Genomic DNA, 24,425 nt, shown 5'->3' with positions numbered 1-24,425 from the left:
GGTCACCGAGGCGACCGCTCATCCGCGGGTAGTCGGCAACCCACGGTCGCGGTGATCGTCATCGACCGGGCATCGGCGAACACCGACAGCTCGGTGTTGCTGTCCCACTCGGCCCCATCCGGGCCTTCGAACGTGACGTACCGGTCCGGCGACGATGCCGCGCTCGGCAGCATGTCCGTCGCACCCACGGACGCGGCCAGCGCTCGGGCCGTTTCCTGGAACCCGGGCCAGGCTCCTGCGGGCAGGGAACCGTCGGCGCGATAGCGCGGCAAGACGACACGCCTGCCGCCGGTGTGCGCATAGGGCCCATAGCAAGGTCCCACGGCGCGGTCCTCGCTTCGGATCCACCGCAGCGCCGGTTCGATCGCCGAGGCGGCGTTCGCGATCTCCTCGACGACCGACGCCATCCGCTGCTCGGCCACCTCCGAAGCCGGCAGTCCGGCCAATTCCGCTGCCGCGGCGGCAATCTCCTCGGCCGAAGGCGGCGGGGCGGGCTCACCGAGCAAGGTCGCGCATCCGCCCGTCCAAGCCGCGACCGCGAGCACGGCGGACCAGCGCAGCGCTACGGTCGGCCATCGCGGTCCGGTCATCGTCTCCCACGCTTCCCGCGGCCGCACGGATCGCGAGTCCGCCTCCCGCGCAATTCTATTCGTGGCGGGTGATACGGGAGCGACAAACATGGCGCGGCGACGAACGCGACCGGTGTCGCGGCCGCATTCTTCGAATCATTGACTCAATGACACAGTCTTTGTATGTTTGTATCATGAGCGAGGGTTCCGACGGCGTCGACGAACGGATCATGGACGCCGCGCTCGAACGCATCCTGCAGGTCGGGATCCGCCGGGCCAGCCTGGAGGACATCGCCCGCATGGCCGAGCTCAGCCGGATCACCATCCACCGCCGGTTCGCGGGCAAGGACAACCTGATCCAAGCGGTACTGGCCCGCGAGACCCGGCGCATGCTCGCGGAGGTGACCGCGATCGCCGCCACCGCCACCGGCGTGGACGCCCAGATCGAGGACACCATGCTGTACGTCCTCTTGCAGACCCGCATCCACCGCCTGGTCACCCAGCTGCTGCGGGTCGCCCCGGACGAAGCGTTGCGCTTCTCCACCGTGCAGGGCGAACGCCTGGTGTCCATCGGCATCGAGTACATCGTCGGCATGCTCACTCATGCCCAGTCCGCGGGCCTCGTCGACGAGTACGACCCGCGCCCGGTGGCCGAACTCGTCGCCCGCCTGGCCCACTCGCTGATGCTCACCCCCGGCGGCGGCAGCGTCGACTTCACCGACGACGACCGCGCCCGCGCCTTTGTCCGCACCACCATCGTGCCTTTGATGAAACACGGCATCACCCGCCCTGACGAGGAGCCCACCCATGACGACGTCCGCGACAATCCCGGCCCGGCATCCCGATCGGCCTCGTAAGGCGCCCGGCCTGGGCCCGTTCGCCGCGCTGCTGCGCATCGGGAAACCCTCCCCACAGCGCTGGCAGCTGCTCGGCGCCTCGTTGCTCGTCGGCGACGAGCCGATGGACAGCCTCGTCGAGTGGATGTACACCGAAGGCATGGCCGTCACGCGGCCGTTGTTCGAGCAGGCACTCCGGTCGGGCATCGACAGCATCCCCGGCGCGCCCGCGCCGCTGCGCGAGTTCTTCACCGCCGTCGAGGACACCCCCGCCTGGGTCGACCCGAAGTTGTTGCGCGACGGCGAGCGTGTGTTCCGTTCCGGCGGCAACGACGGGCTGTATTTCGCCCGTGACGTCTCCTTCATCGGCGGCTATCTGGCCTCCGGCTTCAACAAGACCCTGCTGCGCACCGGCGCCCTGGAGAAAGGCCCCGCCCGCCGGTTCGCCGAGACCCTGCAATGGGCGATGGACGTGTCCATCGAGAACGGCATGGACCGTTACGGTGTCGGCTACCGCTCCACCCTGCACGTGCGCCTCATCCACTCGCTGGTCCGCAGGCACGTCGCCGCCATGCCCGACTGGCGCACCGAGGAATGGGGCCTGCCGATCAACCAGACCGACATGGCCGCCACCCTGGTCGGCGCCCTGCTCGCACCCGTCGTCGGCGGCATGGCGCTCGGCGTCATCCTCTCCCCCCGTGAGCTGGCCGCCGCCGCCCACCTCACCCGCTACGTCGGCTGGCTGATCGGCGTCGAAGAGCAATGGCTGCCCACCAGCTTCCGCGACGGCATCGCCATCCTCGACCACTGCCTGACCGCCATCACCAATCCCGACGAGACCAGCCGCCAGCTCGCCCTACCTATGGCCGATGATCCACTGAACTGGTCCTATCCCAACCTGCCCACGCTGCGCGGCCGGCTCGCCCGCGCCCAGCACCTGTCCGTCAGCAGCGCCTTCCTCGGACCCAAGGCGATGCGTATCCTCGGCTTGCCCGCCTATGTCCCGCCCTGGTACCCCGCGCTGCGCATCCCCGTCAACCTCGTGCGCACCGCCTACACCCACCTGACTCCCGGCGGCCTCGACCGCGCCGCCATCCACGGACGCGAGCAGCAGGAAGCCTTCCTGCGGCGCCTCATCGGCGAAACCAGCGCCACGATAGGGCATTCCGCGCCGCGGCTGGATCGCACCGCCTGACCGCCGATCCGGCAGCGCGACCCCGCCGGCGCTGCCGGACAACCGGTCGCCGACATGAAGGTCACCGGCGATGCCTTCGGCCCGCAGCTGCGGAACGTGCTGGCGGCCTTGCGGTTCGGCACCGGACCGCATCCCGGGCTGTTGGTGGAACAGGTGCTGCGGCGGCTGGCCGGATTGCTCGACGAAGTACGAGAAGTGCGGTTCCTCGAAGTCGACGCGATTCGCCCGATCCACGACCACGCCCCTGGGATAGCCCGACGGGACCTCTCGATCACCCGCTCGAGGCCCGACGAACGGCTTTGCGGCTGACGCCGCCCGGGAAAGGCTGCCGCCGCTGGGTTCACGCTTGTCAACACGTCCTGATGCCGACGCCGCCCGCGCGGGTCCGAGCACACACGGCGGGGAGCCGGCCCGCCGCAGCGCCGACCTGGACGAACAACCCGCGGCAGTCGGCGAGACGGTGAACCGAGCGCGGTAGCAGAGGCCGTGGGTTCGAACATGCGACGCGGACGAGTATGCGCTGTTGTCGACAACGTCACCGGTCGATCTATCTACACTGACAACGCTGAGCACCACCGGATCGACGCCTTGTCCGAAACCACACTTCGACGGAGAAGTTCTATGTGCGGCCGCCGGAACCCCAAGCGCAACAACAACTCACGTCGTCCGGACACCGTACCGGCGATTCGGTATCCGGCTCGATCCGTCATCGACATCCTGCTGCCCGCCATGATCACGCGCCGCAGCGGTGCGCCGACCACCGACATCGGCCTCGTCCACATCTGGGGTTTCACCGGCACCGGCGAGGACGACAGCGCGAGCGCGGCGGGCTTCGCGGAATTCTCGCCCAACGACACCCCCACCGTTGCGGGCTCTCCCATCCTGGACATCGCCGGGCGGATGATGGCGGGTATGAACGGCCGCCTGTGGGGATTCGGGCTGGCCCACCAGGCCGCCGCGGACGCCGTCGTGCACGGGATCGACAACCAGCCCGACCCGATCACCTCATCGCCGGACGGGCCGGAAGAATCCTCCACCACCGAGGAAGTGTGGGCCGCCAGCATCTTCGACGCCCGCGGAAGGGAGATCACCCAGCTGCGCTACGTGCATCTGCCGGAGCTCGAACCGATCACCTTCGACAGCGACACCCTCGATCGGCGCAGCACCATTCACGACTGGATCGACCGAGTCCAGACCGGAGTCATCTCGGCGCACGTCTGGGCGGCAGCCCTTGCCCTGGACGCGCAACGCAACCGAGCCGTCCTCGCGCAACTGGAACAGCGACTGCTGAGCTGACCGCAGCGCCCGCCGAACCCGACCCGGCGATGTCACCGTCACCGGGTGCGGCGCGGTCCGCGCGAACTCAGGTGTGCGCGCGAGCACCGAACCAACGGGCCAGCGATTCCTCGAGGCCGTCCAGGTCGCCACCGTCGGCAGCCCACGCCACACAGCCGTCGGGACGAACCAGAATCGCCGAAAGCTCGCGCGGCTGAGCGGCTTTCGCGGTGACGACTCGCACCCGCCCGGACCATGCCGCGGCGCGGGATCGCAAGTCGCCGGAATCGACGAGGTCGAGTAGGATGCCCTCCGCGCCGGTGAAATGCTCACCGAGGCGGGTGCCGTCGGCCAATTCGATGTCGGGAGCGACCGATCCGACGAGCGAGTGCCCCCCGCCGATGTCGTAGCGCTGCCGAACACCGGAGATGTTCTTGAACACGCCGGTCGCGCCGTCGCGCGAGGCGAGCAGTTCGGCGGCGACGGCGCGCAGGGCACGGCTGCGGATATCGGTGCGCATCAAAGCGACCTGCGCGCGCGTCCAATCCAGCACCCACGCGCCGATGGGATGACGTTCGGCGGTGTAGGTGTCGAGCAGACCGCCGGGCGCCCAGCCGCGCACTTCGGCGGCCAGCTTCCAGCCGAGATTCACCGCGTCGCCGATACCGAGGTTCAGGCCCTGACCTCCGAAAGGTGAGTGCACATGCGCGGCGTCACCGGCGAGCAGCACCCGACCCTTGCGGTAATCGGGGACCTGGCGGGTGTTGTCGGTGAAACGGGTGGCCGAATGCACGGCGGTGACGACCACAGGGACTCCGCTCACGGCACGGATGCTCTGCTGCAATTCGGCCGCCGTCACCGGGGTCTCCCGGTCGGCGGGCGGGCCGTCCAGTTCGACGGTGAGCACGCGGCCGGGCATCGGTCCATAGGCGTAGATACCGGTTTCGGTGGCATTCCAGCTCATTCGAAGGTTCTCGGCTCCGGTCATGTCCACGATCGCCTGATGGCCGGTGATCTCCGGGTCGAGGCCGGGGAACTCGAACCCGGCGAGCTTGCGGACCGTGCTGCGCCCGCCGTCACAGCCGACCAGCCAGCCGGCGCGCACCCTGCGGTCACCGCAATCGACGGTGACACCCGCGCCGTCGTCGGACAGCCCGATGACCTCCACCCCGCGCCGGACCTCCACGCCGAGTTCGGCAGCGCGGCCACCCAGTATCGCCTCGACGGACTGCTGGGCCACCAGGAAGACCTCGGCGGCCGGACCGACCTCGGCGAATTCCGGATCGTCGAAGTCGACGGCGTCCGAATTCAGCATGATGCCCGCGAAGTGACCCACCGCCGGCCGCCGCCCCCGGTCGATCGGCGGCATGCCGCCATCGCGACGGAACTGCGCGAACCGGTCGAATGCGGCGTCCTGCTCGGCGCGCAGCTGCGGCAGCAGCCCGCGCCGGTACATGGCCTGAGCGGTGGGCACATTGATCGCCCCCGCTTTGATCGTGCGGTCCGGCTCGGCGAGACGCTCCACCACGAGCACATCCACCCCCGCGAGCCGCAGCTCACAAGCCAGCATGAGCCCGACGGGCCCGGCGCCGACCACCACCACTTCACGTGTCTCGTTCATACGAAACACGGTGCGGCGCAAGCATTGCCCGGCACTTGCACCGGCTTGCACGCCGCTTGCGCGGAGTCGTCACCGCCGGAGTCGACAGACACTCGAAGCGCCCGCTGGATATTTCCCGCTGGGTGAGACCCGCCTTGTCACAGCTGGGGAGAGAATGGCGGACGTTTGCGCTGGTCATGCGAGAATCGTGGACATGGGCTCCCCCTACGACCCGTTGCAGGCGGATCCCTGGGGGCGGGCACGATACGGTCTGCTCGCACTACCGGCCAAGGTACTCGGGTCGGATCCGACCCCGCAGGCGTCTTCGGCGGTCGCCGATACCCGGAAACAGATCGAGAGTCTGATCGCCCCACCACAAGCCTCCGCCACGCTGCGGGAAGTCATCGAGTTCACTCGAAACGCCTTGGATCTCATGGTCGACCAACTCGGCAACGGACACCCCGAGGGGTGGAAACCGACGACCTGAAAACGCTCGAGGAATACGGTGACGACGAATACTTCAACCGCCTCTACGGGCCCGGCTCCGGCGTCGGCCGAAGCTTGGGCAACAACAAGCCCGGCGACGGCGCCCGCTTCCACGGCCGTGGCGCGTTGCAGTTGACCGGTCGCAACAACTACCGGGAGGCGGGCGAGGCCCTCGGTGTCGATCTCGTCGGCGATCACAAGCTGGCCGCCGATCCGAAGTACGCCTTCGCAACCGCCGGGTGGTTCTGGGACGCCAAGAATTTGAACGACCGGGCCGACGAATCGGATGTCGGCGCGATCACCAGATCGATCAACGGAGGTTCCAACGGCGCTTCGGAGCGCAAGGAGAACTACGACCGTGCCCGCAAGGTACTCGACGCGGAATGAACCCGAATTGTTCGCCACGCATCCGCGGACCCGGTGAGCTCGGCGATGGATCTCCGTTCGGCGGTCAGAGCGCTCCACGAGTCGGTGCGCGGTCCCGAGCGTCTTCTGACCGTCCCCGGCGCCTACGATCCGGTCATGGCGGAGATCAGGAGTGAGCGGCGGGACAAGGTCGCGGTCATCACCGTGCACGACCCGGATCGGCGGAACGCGTTGACACCGGCGCTGTCCGAACAACTGGCCGCCGCGGTGGCCGAGGCCGAGCGCGATACCGGCGTGCACGCGGTGCTCGTCACCGGAACCCCGCCCGCATTCTGCGCCGGGGCCGATCTGAGCGCGCTCGGTGCGGCACGCGAGGAGGGGCTGCGGGTGATCTACGACGGATTCCTCGCGGTCGCGCGCTGCGCACTGCCCACCATCGCGGTGGTCGGCGGCGCCGCCGTCGGCGCGGGACTCAATCTGGCGCTGGCCGCGGATGTCAGGATCGCCGGTCCCCGCGCGCGGTTCGACGCGCGATTCCTGCGGCTGGGCCTTCATCCCGGCGGCGGGATGACCTGGATGCTGCAACGCGCCGTCGGACCGCAACGGGCCGCCGCGATGACGCTGTTCGGGGAGATCCTCGACGCCCAGGCGGCGCTGAGCGCAGGATTGGCGCACCGGGTGATCGACGGCGATCACGACGCGCTGCTCGCCGGAGCGATCGACTTCGCCGCCGGCGCGGCCGAAGCGCCGCGCGATCTGCTCATCACCACCAAGCGCACCATGCGCCACACCGCGAATCTCGACGCCCACGCCGATGCCGTCGACGCCGAGATCGTGCCGCAGGTCGCCTCCCTCGACTCCCCGGAATTCGCCGCGCGCCTGGCGGCGAAGCAGGCCGAGATCGGCCGATCGAGATGAACGGCGGCGGCGCGGTGTGGGCGGAGGTCGTCGAAGCGGGACGGAAACGGTTTGGCGTTTCCGGCGGCGGGTAGCCGCTCCGAGACCGCATAGGAAGCGCACGACTCTGCGGCCGATGGTTCGTATCCGGATCGCAGGGGCCCTTCGTGTGTGCCGGGTGCCCTGCGACCACGGAGAGCGAGAGGAGGGCCCTATGCACTACATCGATGACACCAAACACCTGCTCAGCGATCTCGTGGGGCGGGTGATCGAGTCGGCGACCAGCTACTCGGGCAGCCAGACCGTGACCATCGCCCGGCCACGAGCCGAGGTCGAGCAGTTCTGGCGCGACCCGACGAGCCTGTCCGAGGTACTGGGCGACGTCGCCGAGGTCGGATCTCCGGCTCCGTCGACCTACGAGTGGAGGCTGTACGCGGGCGCCGACGGACACACGACCTGGAAGACCACACTGCGCGAGGAGGACGGACACTTCCGGTTCGTCGGCTCCGCCGACCAGGACGCAGGCCAGGGTCTCGAAATCGAACTCACCTTCCGGGAAGCACCGCGGAATCTCGGGACCGAAGTGACGATGCGAGCCCGGACCCCGCTGCCCGACCTGCTGACCGGCGCGGGCATGTTCACCGCGCTCTACCGAGCCCGAGCCCGGCTGCAGACCGGCGAAATGCCCACCCTGGCCCACAATCCGAGCGCCCGCTCTTCCGCTCGGTGAACAGGAGGAGACATGCACGCGCTCTGCTGGAACGGCGTCAACGAACTCGCCGTGGAAACCGTCCCCGATCCGGTTCTGGTCAATCCGCACGATGTCATCGTCCAGGTCCGCCTGACCACCACCTGCGGGTCCGATCTGCACTTCATCGACGGATATCTGCCGGGAATGCGGGAAGGCGACGTCTTCGGACACGAATTCATGGGCGAGGTCGTAGAAACCGGAGCCGAAGTCACCTCGATCGCCGTGGGTGACCGTGTCGTGGTCCCGTCCTTCATCGGATGCGCATCGTGCTGGTATTGCGACCACGAACTGTATTCCCTTTGCGATACCACCAATCCGAACAGCGCTCTGCAACAACCGCTTTTCGGCTACCCGACCGGCGGAATCTACGGTTACACCCATCCCTTCGGGGGTTATCAGGGTTCCCATGCGCAATATGTCCGTGTTCCCTTCGGCGACACCAACTGTTTCCGGATACCGGACGGCATCACCGACGAACAAGCATTGTTCCTGTCCGATGCCGTGCCGACGGGACTGATGGGCGCCGAATTCTGCGACATCCACCCCGGCGACACCGTCGCGGTGTGGGGCAGCGGCGGCGTCGGGTTGATGGCCGGGCACACGGCACGCCTGCTCGACGCCGAGCGGATCTTTGTCATCGACCGCCTTCCCGAGCGGTTGCGCGTGGCGGAAGAGCAGTTCGGCGCGGAAACCATCGACTACACCGCCGTCGACAGCGTCCACGAGATCCTGCGCGAAAGTACCGGTGGCCGCGGGCCCGACGCCTGCATCGAGGCCGTCGGGATGGAAGGACACGGCACCGGACTCCAGCAACTCTACGATCGGGCCAAACAGTTGCTCCGGCTGGAATCGGATCGCGCGACACCGCTGCGCGAAGCGATTCTCGCGTGCCGGAAAGGCGGCATCGTCTCGGTGCTCGGCGTATACGGTCTCACCGACAAATTCCCCATGGGCGTCGTGACGAATAAGGGCCTCACCATCCGCACGGCACAGCAATACGGACAGCGGTTCGTACCCCGCATGTTCGATTACATCCAACAGGGCGATCTCGACCCCTCCTACCTGATCACCCACGACATGCCGCTCGATGACGCGGTATACGGCTACGACATCTTCAAGCACAAAAAGGAAGGCTGCATCCGCTCCGTTTTCCGGCCCTGAGCGGGCCCATGGGGCCGCAGCGCCGAGATAGCTCACTGGTTGCTCATCCGATCCGGTAGCCGGATCATCCGCGCCTCGTCGGCTCGATCGAATCGCCGCAAACGCCCACGTGCTCTGCGCGGCAGTGGGTACGCTGCCCGATGACCCCTCCGGGGCGGCCTCCGCGCGACCCGTACCGCGCAACTTCCGAACAAACTCTTGACTCGTTCCAGAAAACGGACGAGACTTCCGAGCATGCCAACGGCCTCGGAGTTCCAGCAGATGCTGCGAGGAGTTTCGCTCCGTGTGACCCGCCCGCGGGTCGCGGTGCTCAGCGCGGTCCACGACCACCCGCACGCCGACACGGAGTCGATCATCCGCGCTGTTCGATCCGCGCTGCCCGAGGTGTCCCACCAAACGGTCTACGACTCCTTGAACGCACTCACCGCCACCGGCCTGGTCCGGCGTATCCAGCCGTCCGGGTCCGTCGCCCGCTACGAATCGCGGGTCGGCGACAACCACCATCACGTCGTATGCCGAGGATGCGGGGTGATCGCCGATGTCGACTGCGCCATCGGCGAGGCCCCGTGTCTGACCGCGTCCGATGACAGCGGCTTCTCGATCGATGAAGCCGAGGTCATCTACTGGGGCCTGTGCCCCGATTGTGTGGAATCACAGGCTTCCCGATCACATTCGTGATCGCAGCCCACATCACTCATTCAGGAAGGAATGCTGTGTCATCCGATAGCCGCCCGCCCAATCCTGACACCAAGACGCAGAGCGCGAGCGAGAGCGAGAACCCGGCGATCCCGTCGCCCACCGCGAAGACGGACCACCGCCCCCGCAGCAACAAGGACTGGTGGCCGGAGCAGATCGATGTCTCGGTGCTGCACGCCCATACGTCCAAGTCCAACCCGCTCGGAGAGGACTTCAACTACCCAGAAGAATTCAAGAAGCTCGACGTCGACGCCCTCAAGGCCGACGTCGCGGCGGTCCTGACCAATTCGCAGGACTGGTGGCCCGCCGACTACGGCCACTACGGCGGCCTGTTCATCCGGATGAGCTGGCACGCCGCGGGCACCTACCGCATCTCCGACGGCCGCGGCGGCGGCGGTCAGGGCGCGCAGCGTTTCGCGCCGCTGAACAGCTGGCCGGACAACGCCAACCTGGACAAGGCGCGCCGGCTGCTGTGGCCGGTCAAGCAGAAGTACGGCAGCAAGATCTCGTGGGCCGACCTGCTGGTGTTCGCGGGCAACGTGGCCCTCGAGTCGATGGGGTTCAAGACCTTCGGCTTCGGCTTCGGCCGTCCGGACATCTGGGAGGCGGAGGAGGTCTTCTGGGGTCCGGAGGACACCTGGCTCGGCGACGAGCGCTACAGCGGTGACCGCGAGCTGGCCAACCCGCTCGGCGCCGTCCAGATGGGCCTGATCTATGTGAATCCCGAAGGGCCCAACGGTCAGCCGGATCCCGTGGCCGCCGCGCGCGACATCCGCGAGACGTTCGGCCGCATGGCGATGAACGACGAGGAGACCGCCGCGCTGATCGTCGGCGGCCACAGCTTCGGCAAGACCCACGGTGCGGGCGATGCAAGCCTGGTCGGCGCCGAACCGGAAGGCGCTCCCATCGAACAGCAGGGCCTGGGCTGGAAGAGCGCCTACGGCACCGGCAAGGGCAAGGACGCCATCACCAGCGGCCTGGAGGTCGTCTGGACCGCCACCCCGACCAAGTGGGGCAACGGCTTCCTGCAGAACCTGTACGGCTACGAATGGGAGCTGACCAAGAGCCCCGCCGGGGCCTGGCAGTGGAAGCCGAAGGACGGTGCGGGCGAGGGCGCGATCCCGGATCCGTTCGACGGACCCGCGCGTACGCCGACCATGCTGACCACGGACCTGTCGCTGCGCGAAGACCCGATCTACCGGGAGATCACCCGGCGCTGGCTCGATCACCCCGAGGAGCTGGCCGAGGCGTTCGCCAAGGCGTGGTACAAGCTCCTGCACCGCGACATGGGCCCGATCAGCCGCTACCTCGGCCCCTGGGTTCCCGAGCCGCAGCTGTGGCAGGATCCCGTTCCCGCCGTCGATCACGAGTTGATCGATGAGCAGGACATCGCGGAGCTGAAGAGCAAGGTGCTCGAGTCCGGCCTGTCGGTCGCGCAGCTGGTCAAGACCGCCTGGGCCTCGGCAGCCAGCTACCGCAGCACCGACAAGCGCGGTGGCGCCAACGGTGCCCGGATCCGGCTCGAGCCGCAGAAGAACTGGGAAGTCAACGAGCCGGACGAGCTGGCGAAGGTGCTGCCGGTGCTGGAGCAGATCCAGCAGAACTTCAACGGTTCGGCCTCCGGCGGCAAGAAGGTCTCGCTCGCCGACCTGATCATCCTGGCCGGGTCCGCGGCGATCGAGAAGGCCGCCAAGGACGCGGGCCACGATGTCACGGTGCCGTTCGCACCCGGACGCACGGACGCCACCCAGGAGAACACCGACGTCGAGTCGTTCGCGGTGCTCGAACCGCGGGCCGACGGGTTCCGCAACTACACGCGGACCGGCGAGAAGGCTCCGCTGGAGCGCCTGCTGCTCGACCGGGCGTACATGCTGGACGTGACGGCTCCGGAGCTGACGGTGCTCATCGGTGGTCTGCGCGCTCTGGGCGCCAACTACGGCGGCACCGACCACGGTGTGTTCACCGACCGGCCGGGCGTGCTGACGAACGACTTCTTCGTCAACCTGCTCGACCAGAACACCGAGTGGAAGGCGTCGGAGTCGGCGGAGAACGTCTACGAAGGCTTCGACCGCGCCTCCGGTGCGGCGAAGTGGACGGCGACGGCCAACGACCTCATCTTCGGATCGCACTCCGTGCTGCGGGCGGTGGCCGAGGTGTACGCGCAGGACGACGCGAAGGCGAAGTTCGTCGACGACTTCGTCGCGGCGTGGGTCAAGGTGGTCGAAAACGACCGGTTCGATCTCGCCTGATCGATATTCGACGATTCAGGCCGGTCCTTCGTGGCCGGCCTGGATCGTCTCGTCACCCGCCGTCCGATGGACCGTCGAGCGCAACGAATTCCGTTCCGCGCACCCATGATTCGCGGTCCTATAGCGATTGTGCGACCTCGTCGTCCGGGCGGCGCCCGGTGGTCATGTACAGGGTGCGGCGGCCCACCTCGACGGCGTGGTCGCCGAAGCGTTCGTAATAGCGGCCGAGCAGAGTGACGTCGACCGCGGCCGCGGTGCCGTTGTCCCATCCTTCGGCCAGGATCGCCGCCAGCAGCGCGCGGTGTAGATCGTCCATGGTGTCGTCGCGAGCGTCGAGGTCCGCGGCGTCGCCGGGGTCGGCGGTGGTCAGCACACCGACCGCGGCGTCGGCGAGGTCGACGGCCGCCGCACCCATGTGGGTCATCAGATCTCGCACCGGTTCGGGGACCACGTCGGCGGGATGCCTGCGTCTGGCGGCGTCGGCGATGTGCTCGGTCAGCGCGCTCATCCGGGTGAGGTCATCGACCAATTGCAGCGCCGTCACCACCTGCCGCAGTTCTCCCGCGACGGGAGCTTCGAGGGCGAGAAGGGTGACCGCGGCGTGCTCGGCGTCCTCGCGCATCGCGGCGGTTTCGGCGCAGTAGTCGATGGTGCGTTCGGCCAGCTCCAGATCCGCGCCGAGAAGGGCGTCGGTGGCCATCGCGATGGCCTCCCGATTGCGCACGCACATCGCTCGCAAGTGGTCGGCGAGCTGCTCGAGGTGATCGTGGAAGCGGGTGCGCACCCCTCCATCATCGCGCGCATCCCGCCGGCGCGCTGCGGGTCCGCGATCGCGCACCGGTCGACTGCCGGAACCTGAGTTAACATCGTGGTTTGCCTGAGAAACCTGTTCGTCGGCCGCGCCCTTGCCGGTCGGGCTGGAAGGGGCCGGTGTGGATCTGCCATCAGCGGGGCCGTTGACGGCGCGGACCGGTACCGCCGCGACGTGGTGGTCGTGTTGCGCCGCCGGGATGTCGATGCCGTGGCGCACGCTACAGCCGCGACGTCGCGACACGGAGTTGCTCGACACGCTCACCGACGCGGGATTGCCCCGGGCGCGAGCCAGGGTCCGGCTGACCGCGCTCATCCATGGTGTGCGGCCCGCTCCGGCCTACGGGGTGATCGAAGGAGCGTTGCGGCCGCCCTCGGTAGCGATCGCTATGACCAGTTTTCTGGTCGAACACCCACAGGCTCGTTTCGTGGTCGATCCGGCGATGTGCGCCGACGTACACGCCCGAGTCCTGCCGCAGCTGCGCCGCCCGTATCGCGATCTCGTCGCTCCACGTAAATCGCTTGTCGGCCTAGCTGATTCGCTCGCGATGTCAGCTGTCCCCGTGGACGCAGTCGACTTCGCTATCGCGACGCACATCCACTGGGACCACGTGGCCGGACTGCTCGACCTGCCGGCATCCCTCGCGTTGCGGGTGACCACGGCCGAATTGGGATGGGCGACGAACCCCGAGACGGCCCCCATGGGCGTCGCGGAGTCGCTCGGCTCACGACCGACGCCGTCCTTCGACCTCGACGGGCCCCCCGTACTCACCTTTTCCCGCAGCCACGACCTCTTCGGCGACGGCTCGGTGCTGGCGGTGGACCTCTCCGGGCACACCCCCGGCAGCATCGGGCTCGTTCTCGCGGTAGCGGACGGGGGCACCGTCCTGTTGGCGGGCGACGCCGTCTGGCGGCGGGAGCAGATCCGGCTCCTGCGCGAGAAACCCCCGCTGCCAGGGCTTCTCGTCGACCACGACCGATCCGCCGCGTTCGCGGCGATCCACCGCCTGCACCGCCTGCCCGCGGACGTCGAGGTCGTTCCCACCCACGACCACACCGCGGCGAAAAGATGGGCGCATCGATAACCGCGCGGCCGTCCGCCGCCCCGGCGGGCTCGATCGGCGCCGCGCCGGTCACCAGGCGGTGTACCTCGCTCATCTCCTGACGCGATCGACGAGGGCGGGCAGCTTCGAGGCGGTCGGCAGCGAGCCATGATCGAGGCTCATAGCCCGGACCAGGAAACTCCACCAGTATTCCTTCGCCCAATCGAGCAGCCAGCTCACGTCGGTTTCTGATCCGCGGTCTCCGAACCCGCCCGATCACACGCCGAGGACGGGGCCAAGGTCCCTCGGCAAGTGTCGGTTCGACTCTGTGCGCGGTCTTTCACGCCGCATAGCGTCCGTGGTACCCGCGTTCGGCGAGGCGCGGTGCGGAGGAGCCAGCCATGCGCGCACGAGTCGTCTACGAATCGATGTTCGGCAACACCGCGGCGGTCGCGGAAGCCATCGCGGAAGGGCTGCGCGAGCACGCCGACGTCGAAGTCGTGCCGGTGGCCGCGGCCGCCGAAGTGCCCGCTCCGAAGGTGCATCTGCTCGTGGTCGGCGGACCGACCCGCACCTTCCGGCTCAGCCGTCGGCGTACCCGCCGCGACGCCGCCAAGCGAATTGATGCGCCGATCGCCGACATCGGTGTCCGGGAGTGGCTCGAAGCGGCACTGCCCGTTCCGCGGGGTCACACTGCCATCGCGTTCGCCACCAAACCGGCCGGTCAGTCGTGGCTGTCCGGATCGACCGCACGCGGCATCGGAAAACGACTACGACGTTTGGGCTATTCCCTCGCCGACGACCCGATGGATTTCCTCCTCGAAGACTCGACCGGCCCGCTCGGGCCAGGAGAGCTGGAACGCGCCCGTGCCTGGGCCGCGCGCATCGCCCATACCGAACTGGACCGGATCTCGCACCCGGATTGCCGGCACCGGAACGACGCACGAGATCAACGACTCGACCAATGGGCAGCTCCGGCTGACGACCGCGGGCGAGCGGTGCCGCCGCACCGGCGGAAGAGCCGGTGATCATCACTCGCTCACCGAGTTCATCGGCAGCCGGACCGTCGCTCCCGCCTCGAGCCGCGCGGTCTGGTCCCGGCAGGTGACCTCGATCGGCGGTGACGCGCCGGGATCCGAGCCGATCTCGACGCCATCGCCGCTGACGCGCACGGTCAGCCGATGGCCGCGATAGATCATCGGAAACGACAAGGCGCCCAAGGACTCCGGCCAATACGGGCAGAACACCAGGCGGTCGCGGCGCAGTTCCATACCGGTGAAACACCGTTGCAGCAGATCGACGCTGCCCGCCATCGCGGCGAGGTGAATCCCCTCCGCGGTGGTTCCGCCCTGGATATCGGCGACGTCGGAGCCGAGCACCAGATCGAAGAACTCCACGACGCGCTCCCGGTTGGCCCGCGCCAGCACCCACGAATGCACCAGCGCGCTGAGCGTCGAGCCGTGCGACGTGCGCGACAGGTAGTAGTCGATGGTCCGCGGAATCATCTCGCCGGGCAGTTCGTATCCGAGATGTCCCAGCAGTTCCCGGAGTTCGTCGGCCGACAGTAGATAGAACAGCATCAGGACATCGGCTTGTTTGGCGGCCCGATAGCGGTTGACGTCGTCGCCCTCGGCCTCGAGTAGCCGGTCCAGCCGCTGGATGTTGCCGTATCGACGACGGTAGTGATCCCAATCGAGTTCGGCCAGTCGCTCGTATCCCTCGAACTGGCTGATGACTCCGTCGTGGAACGGGACGTACATTCGCCGAGCGACAACGGACCAGTGCTCCGATTCCGACGGTCGCACCGACAGCTTCTCCAGCAGCTCCGATCGTTCGCGCGGTGCCAGCAGAGCGAGCGCGTCGATCGCCCGCAGGATCACCCAGGCCGCCATCACATTGGTGTAGGCGTTGTTGTCGATACCGGCCTCCGGCGCGTCCGGATAGCCGGAATGGAACTCGTCCGGGCCGATCACGCCACGGATGGTGTAGCGGTCGCGCTCGGCGTCGTAGCGCGCCAGGCTCGACCAGAAACGAGCGATCTCCACCAGCAATTCCGCGCCGCATCCGACGAGGAACTCCAGGTCGCCGGTGGCCTGGTAGTACTGCCAGACGTTGTAGGCGATCGCGATCCCGATGTGGTGCGCACGGCGGCTGGGATCCGGATTCCAGCGTCTCGACAGCGGATTCAGGTGCATCCGCTGGCTTTCTTCACGGCCGTCACTGCCGGACTGCCACGGGAACATCGCCCCGGCGAGTCCCGCTTCCGCGGCCGCTCGCCTGGCCTCGGGCAGCCGGCGATAGCGGTACCGCAGCAGAGAACGGGTCAGCTCGGGAAACCGCGGATTCAGCACGGGAAAGACGAACAGCTCGTCCCAGAACACATGACCGCGATAGGCCTCACCGTGCAGGCCGCGCGCGGGCACGCCCACATCCATGTTCGTGGTGTTCGGTGACAAGGTCTGCATCAGGTGCAACAGGTGCAGGCGCACGATGCGCGTCGCGTCCTGGGCACCGTCCAGGTCGATCCGCAGCCGCGCCCACAGATGCTCCCACGCCACCGCGTGTCCCTCGAACAGATCCGCGTAGCTGTCGACCGCGTCGATCCAGCGCGCGGCTTCCTCGTCGGGTCCCGCCGTGGCCGGGTCACGTCCGGTGAACACGGCGACGATCTTCTCCACGGTCACCGCGTCCCCGCTGGTGACCGGAACCGAGAAATCGTGCCCGATCAGGCCGTCCTCGTGGATCGCTTCGCATGCCGGGTCGATGGGCTCCCCGCCGCGTCGCAGACCGCTGCGCGTCGCGACGGCCACCGGCGTTCTCGAGGCGCAGGTCCGCGCGGAGAGCAGCACCGATCTCGCGGACAGGTGGACGGCGTGTTCGGTCACCAGGTGGGTGTCGGACAGGTCCCAATACCGCTGCACCAACTGATTGCGCACGGATCCATCGATCGCCGAGCGGATGGTCAGTTCGCCCGACCAGTTCTCGGCGGTGATCGTCGTCGTCATCGCGCCCGAGTGCGGACGATGCATGGCGGCGAACCGGCGTTGCGTCACCGCGGTGATCCGACCCGACGGATCGCGAAAACGGAACCGCCGCACGAGTTCGGCGCGGCGCAGATCCAGCTGCTGCCGGTAATCCAGCAAATCCGCGGTATCGATGTCGAACCAGGGGCCGCGTTCGATCCGGAAGGTCAGCGGGAGCCAATTCGGCAGATTGACCAGACTTTCGTTGTCGACCACGTGGCCGGTGATCGTGTCGGAGAGCCGGTTGTACACCCCGCCCACATAAGTACCCGGGTAGTGGACCGCTCCCGCCCCGCATTCCGGCGCCGCACCGCGGGTGGCGAAATAACCGTTGCCGACCGTGCACAGTGACTCCCGAAGCTTCTCTCGGGCCGGGTCGTATCCATCGAAGTCGAGTGTCCACGACTCCGGCGCGGCCGCGACGGTATCGGGTCGCAGGCTGCGGGCCAGCCGATCGAGGAAGTCGCGGACCCGATGCGGCCCGTCGATCGCGTACCTGGCGGCGGTGTGCCTGTCGCCGGTCTCCCCGTGGCGCACCACGATGGCGAGCCCATCCGCTTCGACGGCATCGAACGCGTCCTCGTCGGTCAGATCGTCGCCGAGATAGACCGGCAGCACCGGGACGGTGAGATGGTCGAGAATCCACCGCACCGCGGCGCCCTTGTCCCAGTCCACATCCGGACGCAGCTCGGCGACACGCCTGCCGTGGGTGACGCGCAAACCCGCCGTGTGCCCTGCCTCGTGCACCGCGGCGACCACTCCCCCGACGTGTTCCGCCGTGACGTTGCGGTAGTGAACGGCGACCGCGAACCGCTTGTGCTCCACCAGGATTCCGGGGACATCCCGCAGGCGACGCCGAAGTTCACCGGCCGCCGCGGCGAGCGCCTCCTCGGCGCCGGGTGCGGCGTCGTGCACGTGCCCGGTGCCGTCCGGGGCCACCAGATCGAAGCCGTGACTGCCCGCGTACCAGATTCCGCCGACGCCGACGCGGGCACGTAAATCGGCGAGATCGCGTCCGCTGACGACCGCGACGGGGCATTCCGCTGCCAGCTTCCGCAATGCGGCCGCCACGCCCGCGACCGGTTCGGCGGCATTCGGATCGGCGACGATATCCGCGACGGTGCCGTCGAAGTCGAGCAGCACCGCGACTTTCTCGGTGCTCAGACGGTCGGCTATCCGAGGCCAGCCCTCCTCGACGTCCGGCAGCTCCGACATCCGCCGGAAGCCCCCACGCAACCGCACCCGAGCGAGGTCATCGACGACGACGTCGGCTCCCCGCGCCAGCAGCCCATCCGCGTTCGCCCGCCGATCGACACCGATGACCAGCGCGAAGCCCCCACTGCGACCGGCGGCGACGCCCGCCTCGGCATCCTCGACCACAACCGTCCGGTCCGGTCCGGCCCCGAGTCGGCGCGCGGCCTCGAGCAACATCGCCGGATCGGGCTTCCCCGCCAGGCCCAATTCCTCGGCATCGTTCCCGTCCACCCGCACCGTGAACAGGTCCGCGACACCGGCGGCCGTGAGCACCTGCGCGCAATGCCGGCTGGCGGAGAAGATGCCCGTGCCGATGCCCGCGGCCGTCAGACGACGAACGAGGTCGACGGTCGACGGGAACACCCGGACACCGTCACGTGCGACGCGCTCGCGGAACAGGCGATCCTTGCGGTTTCCGAGCCCACATACGGTTTCGGCCGTCTCCGGATCGGCGGCGGTACCCCAGGGCAACGCGATACCTCGCGCCGCGAGGAAGTCCGCCACGCCGCGATAGCGTGGCTTGCCGTCGACGAAGCGGAGGTAGTCGGTTTCGGTGAACGGCGACCGGTCCTGTCCGGCACCGGCGGGACGCCGGGTGAGGAAGTCGTCGAACAATTCCGTCCACGCCGCGGCGTGCATCGACGCGCTGTCGGTCACCACCCCGTCCATGTCGAAGATCACCGCGTCGTGGCGGCGCGAATCGATCCGCGGCGTCGCCCGCACACCGTTGCCCACGACTTCAAGCCTGACCGAGCCGCCGGTGTCCCGTCCAGGGACGAAAGTCCGCAACAACGGACTGACGTGGGGGCCACCAGCGACGAGATCCGGGACCAACGACTGTTTTCCCATCGGCATGGGGGACCTACCGTCGGCCATATGAACGAGCTACCCACCGGAGAAACCATCGAGAAGGCCGTCCTCCTCGCCGGCCGGGCGCCGTCGCTGCACAACAGCCAGCCCTGGCACTGGACGTTCGACGGCCAAGCGCTGCGGCTGTTCGCGGTACCCGAACGCCGCCTCCCGGCGACCGACACCACCGGTCGTCAGATGCTGATCAGCTGCGGTGTCGCGCTGGGCCATCTCCGCGCGGCCATGTCCGCTGCCGGTTGGCGCACCCTCGTCGCCCATTTCCCCAACCCGAATCGTCGCAATCATCTCGCCACCATGACGTTCCACCGGGCGCATTTCGTGACCGACGCCGACCGCGCCCGCGCCGACGCCATCCTGCGCAGGCACACCGACCGGCTGCCGTTCGCGGCACCGCCCGGATGGCCCGATTTCGAAACCGTGCTGCGCAGCACGTTCGATCCCGCCGACGCCACGCTGAACGTCCTGCACGACGACAGCCGCCCCACGTTGGCCCGCGCCTCGGAGATGACCGCGTCGCTGCGCCGCTACGACCCGGATTACCACGCCGAATTGCAATGGTGGACGGGGCACGTCGTCGCCGACGCCGGTGTCCCCAAGGAGTCACTGATCTCCGAGCAGGAACGGCAGCGGGTGAGCGTGGGCCGCAAGTTCCCCACCGTCTCCGGTGACCGGCGCGGTGAGGTCGCCGACGACCATTCGGTGATCCTGGTCCTCTCCACCGACAGCGACACCCCCGACGACGTGGTGCACTGCGGTGAGGTGCTGTCCACGGTGCTGCTGGAGTGCACCCTCGCGGGGTACGCGACCTGTCCGCTGACCCACCTGACCGAAGTCCCGCAGAGCCGCGCGCTGGTCCGCACGCTGACCGGTGGTTTCGGCTTGCCGCAGGTGCTGGTCCGGGTCGGCTCGGCACCCGAATCCGCGCAGGACGCTCCACTGACGCCGCGCCGTCCACTCTCGGAGATCCTCGAGATGTCCGGTCCACAGGGCGAGGTGGACTGAGGCCACATCGATATCGGGACCTTCGCCCCCGCTCTACGGGCAGCAGTACCCTCCCCTCGCACCCGCCCCCCGAGCAGGCTGTGTGCTATGTCACTCCGTCGTATATCTCCACGTCCATCCGACGGAACTCCGGACCCGGACTCGGTGCCGCTGGCGGTTCCCGCGGTGGTGCTCGCTTCGATCATGCTGATCGGGATGCTCGTTGCGCTCGTCCTGTTGCTGCCCGATTGGGCGCGCGACTACGGCGCGGACCTGGTGTATCTGGCGGTGCTGATCTATGCCGGTCTCGCGCTGCGGCTGTTGTGGTGGGGCGTGACGATCCTGCGTGCCGGGGTGGCGGACACCGAGGAGTAGAACGCCGCGCGGAAGGTCACGGCGGCCTCGCGCCGGATCGGCGGGCGACGGTGACCAAGGACCCTGCGTCGCGGGCGGAACGCCCGTATCCGCCCCGGACGATCCCGCGAAGACTCGAACCATGACCGCGAACGACGAAGCACCCGCCATATCGGTACCCGAGCATCGGGTGATGCTGGCTGCGTTGCGGCTGGCCACCCGGGCGCCGTCGGTGCACAACACCCAGCCGTGGCGGTGGGTGTTCGACGGAACCCGCCTGCACCTCTACACCGACGCCGACCGGCTGCTGCCCTCGACCGACCCGCACGGCCGCCAGCTGGTGATCAGCTGCGGAGCCGTCCTGCATCACGCGCGAACCGCCTTCGCCGACCAAGGCTGGCACACCGACACGGTGCGCGTGCCGGATCGGCAGCGACCCGACCATCTCGCCGTGATCGAATTCCGGCCGTGGACCGACCCGCCCGAGGGGATCCACACCCGAGCACGCGTCATCGACCGGCGCCGCACCGACCGGCTGCCGATGCTCGAACCGCAGCGCTTCGCAGGCCTGCTGCCCCGGCTGCGGATGCTCACCTCCCCGCACGAGGTGGAACTCGACGTCTTGGACGACAGCGCCCGGCCTCGGCTCGCCGCCGCTTCGGAACAGATCGGTGCGCTGCGCCGCCAGGACTTGCTGTATCAGACCGAATTGGAATGGTGGGCCGGGCATTCGGAGACGCTCGAAGGCGTGCCGGCCTCCGCGCTGGTGTCCGACGCGGAATTCGCCCGGGTCGGTGTCGGGCGCGCGTTCCCCCCGGCGCCGCGTTCGATGCGACGGGCCCGGCTCGACGATCGCGCGCGGCTGGTTCTGCTCGGCACCGACGGGGATTCGGTGACACGCTGGTTGCGCACCGGCGAGGCGCTGTCGGCCGTGCTGCTGGAATGCACCGCCGCGGGTCTGGCGACCTGCGCGCTCACCCATGTCACCGAACTGCCGACGACCCGGGGACTGCTCGCCGGCCTGGTTCCCCGTCCGGCGACGCCTCAGGTGCTGCTCCGTGTCGGCACCGCGCCCGACGACGCCGACATGGTCCCGCAGACTCCCCGGCGCCCGGTCACCGACGTCTTCACCGTCACCGGCTCCCGCTGAGCCCACCGACACCCGAAGGGCGGCCCGCGCCCACAGCACGACGAATCGAGGAGGACGCGGTGGAATACCGGATCGCCCTGGTCGAGTCCGCACCGGAAACGGTGCTGCGGATGGCACGCAGGCTTCGTCCCGACCCAGGTTTGCTCGGCGAGGACATCGCGGAGGGAATGCGGGAAGTGACCCGCGTCGTGCAGCAGGCCGGTTTGGTCGCCAGCGGCGCGCCGACGATCACCTTCCGCGACGGCACACTCGAAGGCGAAGCGGCCGCGGTGGAATTCGGCGTCGCGGTGGAGCCCGCACCCAACCTCGGGCCCAGCTCCGGCGCGCAAGTGGTCGTCCTGCCGGGAACTCTCGTCGCTCGCACCTGCCACCGCGGCAGCTACCGCGACCTCGCCGCCGCGTATCAGGCGCTCCAGGAATGGCTGCGCGACAGCGGCTACCGGCCGATCGGTCCCCCCACCGAGGCCTACCTCATCGGCCCGGACGAGGTCACCGACGCCCGGCGTCTGCTCACCGAGATCCGGTTGCCGGTTGCTCCCGCCGCCACCGTGGCGGTGCACCTCGACGCCCCCTTCGAGGAGGCGGTGCGCAGAACCAGGGATGCCTTGCGCGGTGCGGAACTGGCGGTGATCGCCGAAGTCGACCTACAGGCCACGCTGCGCGAGACGATCGGCGAACAGATCGAGAACTATCTGCTGCTGGGCGTCTGCGACCCCCAGCTGACCTACCGGGCGCTGTCGGCCGACCGCCACGCCGGGGCGATGTTCTCGTGCGGTCTCGTGGTGCGCTCGACCGACACCGGCACACAGGTCGAGGTCGCCGATCCGGAACTGCTGGTCTGCGTCACCGCGCAGCCGGGGCTGCGGTCCGTCGCGGGCGAGCTGCGGCGGCGGCTCGCCGCCGCATTGGCGATCCTCCGCGATTCGTCGCCCGCGCGGACGTGATCACGTCGCGTCCACGGCGATCCGGCATCCGGGGTGACCATGGTCCCGTCAGTGCGGGTAGGAGTCCTCTCACCGGTCCCGGCTCGGACGAGCAGTCTCGTGGATATCGCACCTCGACGACCACGATTTCATCCGTGAAAGGCACACGTCATGAGCTACCACCGCGACCCCCTCGCACCCGCGGTGCACACCGCGCACGAGTGGCTGCGCACTCTGACCGACGAACTCGCCACCGAAGACCGGGCATTCGCGCACCGCGCACTGCGCGCCTGGCTGCACACGGTGCGTGACCGCATCGGTGTCAACGCGGCCGCGCACCTGAGCGCCCAGCTGCCCGAACTGCTGCGCGGGATCTTCTACGAGGGCTGGGTGCCCGCACACGTTCCTTTCCCGCACGACGTGCCCTCCTTCCTCGATCAGTTCGCATTGGAAGCAGGCGTCTCCCGAGACGAGGCCTACGCTCTCGCGGGTGCGGTGACCGACGCGCTGGCCGATCTGTTCTCGCCCGGCCAGCTCGATCACGTGTTCGCGCTGTTGCCCGAAGATCTGCGGGCCGTCCTGCGCGGAGCCGACCTCGCGGGCACCTTGCAGCAGGACGCCACTCCGGTCACGCGACCGGAATCGTCTCGTCTCGACGAGTTGGACGGCCGGCTACGCGCACTCACCGACGCGGTGGCGGTGCTCGCCCGCAGCCTGGAAAGTCTTTCCGGCGGCGAACCGCCCGACAGCGCGCAGGTCTCCGCCGCGCAGCAAGCCCACCGGATCCTGATCGCCGAAGGCCTCACCCGCTCGGAGGCGCCGACCTGATCGCTGCCGGGCAGCTCCGCGACCGGCCCTACCGAATACTTCCCAGCGGGGTGCGTCGCACCGCGGGAGTCCCGTCGCCACGCAGGAAGGGACTTTGGCCCGTACCGAGCGGCCTGCCCGATGCGTAGTGTCGACCCCACCCCCGCTCCCGGATTGGACACTCGATGATCACGGTGTTTCTGGTCGACGACCATGAGATCGTCCGCCGCGGCCTCGCCGACCTGCTTTCCGACGACCCGGAACTCACCGTGATCGGCGAAGCAGGCGACGTCGCCCAGGCCCTAGCCCGCATTCCCGCACTCCGGCCGGACGTCGCCGTTCTCGACGTGCGCCTGCCCGATGGCAACGGGATCGAGCTCTGCCGTGACCTGCTGTCCAAGCTCGACGATCTGCGCTGCTTGATCCTGACCTCGTTCACCGACGAACAGGCGATGCTGGACGCGATCCTGGCCGGGGCCAGCGGCTACGTCGTCAAGGACATCAAGGGCATGGAGCTGGCCAAAGCCATCAAGGAAGTCGGCGCGGGGCGCTCCCTGCTCGACAATCGCGCCGCCGCCGCCTTGATGCAACGACTACGCGCGAACACCCACCACGACGGCCCCCTGGCCGGACTCACCGATCAGGAACGCAAACTGCTCGACCTCCTCGGTGAAGGACTGACCAACCGCCAGATCGCTCAGCGCATGTTCCTCGCCGAGAAGACGGTGAAGAACTACGTATCCCGCCTGCTCGCCAAACTCGGCCTGGAACGGCGCACCCAGGCCGCGGTCTACGCCTCCAAACTCCGGTCCCGGCCGTCCGGCTCCACCATCGACTCCTGACCGGTGGCGTGTCCATATCCACTCGGCGGTGGCGTTCATTTCCGGAACCGGGTGAAATATTCTTGAGCCATGGCGAGAAGCCGCGCTGACGGCGTTTCAGGGACGCATACGACTGATTACGCGTCGGCCGACCCCTACTCCGTGCGGGACACGCTTTCCCAACTGCGGCTGCGCGAACTGCTCGGCGAGGTAAAGGATCGCATCGAGCAGATCATCGATGCCCGTGACCGCATGGACGGCTTGGTCGAGGCCATGCTCACCGTCACCTCCGGCCTCGACCTCAATCG

Annotated in this window: 24 protein-coding genes and 1 pseudogene; 20 read left to right on the top strand and 5 right to left on the bottom strand. The window is 68.5% G+C overall.

Annotation, left to right across the window (positions count from 1 at the left end):
- Positions 1–2: 2 nt before the first annotated feature.
- Complete coding sequence (locus tag ACIA5H_RS33510; protein ID WP_397079921.1) at positions 3–590, bottom strand: LppA family lipoprotein; 588 nt, start codon at positions 588–590, stop codon at positions 3–5.
- Positions 591–763: 173 nt separating this feature from the next.
- Between ACIA5H_RS33510 and ACIA5H_RS33505 the strand changes: the two genes are divergently transcribed.
- The 4 genes from ACIA5H_RS33505 to ACIA5H_RS33490 all read left to right on the top strand — a co-directional run bounded on the left by ACIA5H_RS33505 (position 764) and on the right by ACIA5H_RS33490 (position 3,896).
- On the top strand, positions 764–1,426 hold the full coding sequence (locus ACIA5H_RS33505; protein ID WP_356968474.1) for a TetR/AcrR family transcriptional regulator: 663 nt from the start codon (positions 764–766) through the stop codon (positions 1,424–1,426).
- Complete coding sequence (locus tag ACIA5H_RS33500) at positions 1,377–2,600, top strand: oxygenase MpaB family protein (RefSeq protein WP_397079918.1); 1,224 nt, start codon at positions 1,377–1,379, stop codon at positions 2,598–2,600. The genes ACIA5H_RS33505 and ACIA5H_RS33500 overlap by 50 nt, the downstream gene beginning before the upstream one ends.
- A 54-nt stretch (positions 2,601–2,654) precedes the next feature.
- Positions 2,655–2,909 carry a hypothetical protein gene (locus ACIA5H_RS33495; protein WP_379255914.1) on the top strand — a complete coding sequence of 85 codons (255 nt, stop codon included), beginning with the start codon at positions 2,655–2,657 and terminating at the stop codon, positions 2,907–2,909.
- Between the two features lie 312 nt (positions 2,910–3,221).
- A complete protein-coding gene (locus tag ACIA5H_RS33490; protein ID WP_397079916.1) occupies positions 3,222–3,896 on the top strand; it encodes a hypothetical protein in 675 nt (224 codons plus the stop codon).
- A gap of 67 nt (positions 3,897–3,963) precedes the next feature.
- Here the strand turns inward: ACIA5H_RS33490 and ACIA5H_RS33485 are convergent, their stop codons facing one another.
- Positions 3,964–5,496 (bottom strand): FAD-dependent oxidoreductase, encoded by a 1,533-nt coding sequence (locus ACIA5H_RS33485; protein ID WP_397079914.1) that lies wholly within the window; start codon positions 5,494–5,496, stop codon positions 3,964–3,966.
- Between the two features lie 193 nt (positions 5,497–5,689).
- Between ACIA5H_RS33485 and ACIA5H_RS33480 the strand changes: the two genes are divergently transcribed.
- From ACIA5H_RS33480 to katG, 7 genes are all read left to right on the top strand, one after another.
- Positions 5,690–5,962, top strand: a complete 273-nt coding sequence (locus ACIA5H_RS33480; protein WP_379255920.1) for a hypothetical protein — start codon at positions 5,690–5,692, stop codon at positions 5,960–5,962.
- Positions 5,944–6,348: a glycoside hydrolase family 19 protein gene (locus ACIA5H_RS33475; RefSeq protein ID WP_379255922.1), complete on the top strand. Its 405-nt coding sequence runs from the start codon at positions 5,944–5,946 to the stop codon at positions 6,346–6,348. The genes ACIA5H_RS33480 and ACIA5H_RS33475 overlap by 19 nt, the downstream gene beginning before the upstream one ends.
- 135 nt (positions 6,349–6,483) lie before the next feature.
- On the top strand, positions 6,484–7,245 hold the full coding sequence (locus tag ACIA5H_RS33470) for an enoyl-CoA hydratase (protein ID WP_379255923.1): 762 nt from the start codon (positions 6,484–6,486) through the stop codon (positions 7,243–7,245).
- A gap of 193 nt (positions 7,246–7,438) precedes the next feature.
- Positions 7,439–7,954: a hypothetical protein gene (locus ACIA5H_RS33465; RefSeq protein WP_379255924.1), complete on the top strand. Its 516-nt coding sequence runs from the start codon at positions 7,439–7,441 to the stop codon at positions 7,952–7,954.
- Between the two features lie 12 nt (positions 7,955–7,966).
- Positions 7,967–9,136: a zinc-dependent alcohol dehydrogenase gene (locus tag ACIA5H_RS33460; RefSeq protein ID WP_355079390.1), complete on the top strand. Its 1,170-nt coding sequence runs from the start codon at positions 7,967–7,969 to the stop codon at positions 9,134–9,136.
- Between the two features lie 234 nt (positions 9,137–9,370).
- The gene (locus ACIA5H_RS33455; RefSeq protein ID WP_355079392.1) at positions 9,371–9,814 is read left to right on the top strand and encodes a Fur family transcriptional regulator; all 444 of its coding nucleotides are present in this window, start codon (positions 9,371–9,373) and stop codon (positions 9,812–9,814) included.
- Positions 9,815–9,849: 35 nt separating this feature from the next.
- Positions 9,850–12,081: a catalase/peroxidase HPI gene (gene katG / locus ACIA5H_RS33450; protein ID WP_379255926.1), complete on the top strand. Its 2,232-nt coding sequence runs from the start codon at positions 9,850–9,852 to the stop codon at positions 12,079–12,081.
- Positions 12,082–12,199: 118 nt separating this feature from the next.
- Here katG and phoU read toward each other — a convergent pair whose 3' ends face one another.
- Positions 12,200–12,865 carry a phosphate signaling complex protein PhoU gene (gene phoU / locus ACIA5H_RS33445; RefSeq protein WP_379255928.1) on the bottom strand — a complete coding sequence of 222 codons (666 nt, stop codon included), beginning with the start codon at positions 12,863–12,865 and terminating at the stop codon, positions 12,200–12,202.
- Positions 12,866–13,013: 148 nt separating this feature from the next.
- On the opposite strand from phoU, the gene ACIA5H_RS33440 reads away from it, so the two are divergent.
- A complete protein-coding gene (locus ACIA5H_RS33440; protein ID WP_397079908.1) occupies positions 13,014–13,976 on the top strand; it encodes an MBL fold metallo-hydrolase in 963 nt (320 codons plus the stop codon).
- A 69-nt stretch (positions 13,977–14,045) separates the two neighbouring features.
- Here ACIA5H_RS33440 and ACIA5H_RS33435 read toward each other — a convergent pair whose 3' ends face one another.
- A complete protein-coding gene (locus ACIA5H_RS33435) occupies positions 14,046–14,174 on the bottom strand; it encodes a hypothetical protein (protein WP_379255931.1) in 129 nt (42 codons plus the stop codon).
- Positions 14,175–14,335: 161 nt separating this feature from the next.
- Between ACIA5H_RS33435 and ACIA5H_RS33430 the strand changes: the two genes are divergently transcribed.
- On the top strand, positions 14,336–14,962 hold the full coding sequence (locus tag ACIA5H_RS33430; protein ID WP_397079905.1) for a hypothetical protein: 627 nt from the start codon (positions 14,336–14,338) through the stop codon (positions 14,960–14,962).
- A 3-nt stretch (positions 14,963–14,965) separates the two neighbouring features.
- Here the strand turns inward: ACIA5H_RS33430 and otsB are convergent, their stop codons facing one another.
- A complete protein-coding gene (otsB, locus tag ACIA5H_RS33425) occupies positions 14,966–18,946 on the bottom strand; it encodes a trehalose-phosphatase (protein WP_397079903.1) in 3,981 nt (1,326 codons plus the stop codon).
- Positions 18,947–19,087: 141 nt separating this feature from the next.
- Here otsB and ACIA5H_RS33420 point away from each other — a divergent pair, with 141 nt between their 5' ends.
- The 7 genes and pseudogenes from ACIA5H_RS33420 to ACIA5H_RS33390 all read left to right on the top strand — a co-directional run.
- The gene (locus ACIA5H_RS33420; protein WP_355079404.1) at positions 19,088–20,083 is read left to right on the top strand and encodes an Acg family FMN-binding oxidoreductase; all 996 of its coding nucleotides are present in this window, start codon (positions 19,088–19,090) and stop codon (positions 20,081–20,083) included.
- Between the two features lie 87 nt (positions 20,084–20,170).
- Positions 20,171–20,437, top strand: coding sequence for a hypothetical protein (locus ACIA5H_RS33415; RefSeq protein WP_379255935.1), 267 nt, complete (start codon positions 20,171–20,173; stop codon positions 20,435–20,437).
- A gap of 121 nt (positions 20,438–20,558) precedes the next feature.
- Positions 20,559–21,566 (top strand): Acg family FMN-binding oxidoreductase, encoded by a 1,008-nt coding sequence (locus ACIA5H_RS33410; RefSeq protein ID WP_397079899.1) that lies wholly within the window; start codon positions 20,559–20,561, stop codon positions 21,564–21,566.
- A 59-nt stretch (positions 21,567–21,625) separates the two neighbouring features.
- On the top strand, positions 21,626–22,510 hold the full coding sequence (locus tag ACIA5H_RS33405) for a DUF302 domain-containing protein (RefSeq protein WP_397079897.1): 885 nt from the start codon (positions 21,626–21,628) through the stop codon (positions 22,508–22,510).
- A gap of 150 nt (positions 22,511–22,660) precedes the next feature.
- On the top strand, positions 22,661–23,317 hold the full coding sequence (locus ACIA5H_RS33400) for a DUF2267 domain-containing protein (RefSeq protein ID WP_364435374.1): 657 nt from the start codon (positions 22,661–22,663) through the stop codon (positions 23,315–23,317).
- A 164-nt stretch (positions 23,318–23,481) separates the two neighbouring features.
- The gene (locus ACIA5H_RS33395) at positions 23,482–24,138 is read left to right on the top strand and encodes a response regulator transcription factor (RefSeq protein ID WP_355079413.1); all 657 of its coding nucleotides are present in this window, start codon (positions 23,482–23,484) and stop codon (positions 24,136–24,138) included.
- Between the two features lie 69 nt (positions 24,139–24,207).
- Positions 24,208–24,425 (top strand): annotated as a pseudogene (locus ACIA5H_RS33390) (histidine kinase); the annotation flags it as partial.

The organism is Nocardia sp. NPDC051900 (assembly GCF_044452545.1).
In the GTDB taxonomy this organism is placed as follows: domain Bacteria; phylum Actinomycetota; class Actinomycetes; order Mycobacteriales; family Mycobacteriaceae; genus Nocardia; species Nocardia sichangensis.
This window is presented reverse-complemented; position numbering and strand designations above follow the sequence as displayed.

What these genes read in the sequence shown, in the direction of transcription:
- ACIA5H_RS33510 (WP_397079921.1), bottom strand. Translation starts at nt 590, where the DNA reads ATGACCGGACCGCGATGGCCGACCGTAGCGCTGCGCTGGTCCGCCGTG.
- ACIA5H_RS33505 (WP_356968474.1), top strand. Translation starts at nt 764, where the DNA reads ATGAGCGAGGGTTCCGACGGCGTCGACGAACGGATCATGGACGCCGCG.
- ACIA5H_RS33500 (WP_397079918.1), top strand. Translation starts at nt 1,377, where the DNA reads ATGACGACGTCCGCGACAATCCCGGCCCGGCATCCCGATCGGCCTCGT.
- ACIA5H_RS33495 (WP_379255914.1), top strand. Translation starts at nt 2,655, where the DNA reads ATGAAGGTCACCGGCGATGCCTTCGGCCCGCAGCTGCGGAACGTGCTG.
- ACIA5H_RS33490 (WP_397079916.1), top strand. Translation starts at nt 3,222, where the DNA reads ATGTGCGGCCGCCGGAACCCCAAGCGCAACAACAACTCACGTCGTCCG.
- ACIA5H_RS33485 (WP_397079914.1), bottom strand. Translation starts at nt 5,496, where the DNA reads ATGAACGAGACACGTGAAGTGGTGGTGGTCGGCGCCGGGCCCGTCGGG.
- ACIA5H_RS33480 (WP_379255920.1), top strand. Translation starts at nt 5,690, where the DNA reads ATGGGCTCCCCCTACGACCCGTTGCAGGCGGATCCCTGGGGGCGGGCA.
- ACIA5H_RS33470 (WP_379255923.1), top strand. Translation starts at nt 6,484, where the DNA reads ATGGCGGAGATCAGGAGTGAGCGGCGGGACAAGGTCGCGGTCATCACC.
- ACIA5H_RS33465 (WP_379255924.1), top strand. Translation starts at nt 7,439, where the DNA reads ATGCACTACATCGATGACACCAAACACCTGCTCAGCGATCTCGTGGGG.
- ACIA5H_RS33460 (WP_355079390.1), top strand. Translation starts at nt 7,967, where the DNA reads ATGCACGCGCTCTGCTGGAACGGCGTCAACGAACTCGCCGTGGAAACC.
- ACIA5H_RS33455 (WP_355079392.1), top strand. Translation starts at nt 9,371, where the DNA reads ATGCCAACGGCCTCGGAGTTCCAGCAGATGCTGCGAGGAGTTTCGCTC.
- ACIA5H_RS33430 (WP_397079905.1), top strand. Translation starts at nt 14,336, where the DNA reads ATGCGCGCACGAGTCGTCTACGAATCGATGTTCGGCAACACCGCGGCG.
- ACIA5H_RS33420 (WP_355079404.1), top strand. Translation starts at nt 19,088, where the DNA reads ATGAACGAGCTACCCACCGGAGAAACCATCGAGAAGGCCGTCCTCCTC.
- ACIA5H_RS33415 (WP_379255935.1), top strand. Translation starts at nt 20,171, where the DNA reads ATGTCACTCCGTCGTATATCTCCACGTCCATCCGACGGAACTCCGGAC.
- ACIA5H_RS33410 (WP_397079899.1), top strand. Translation starts at nt 20,559, where the DNA reads ATGACCGCGAACGACGAAGCACCCGCCATATCGGTACCCGAGCATCGG.
- ACIA5H_RS33400 (WP_364435374.1), top strand. Translation starts at nt 22,661, where the DNA reads ATGAGCTACCACCGCGACCCCCTCGCACCCGCGGTGCACACCGCGCAC.
- ACIA5H_RS33395 (WP_355079413.1), top strand. Translation starts at nt 23,482, where the DNA reads ATGATCACGGTGTTTCTGGTCGACGACCATGAGATCGTCCGCCGCGGC.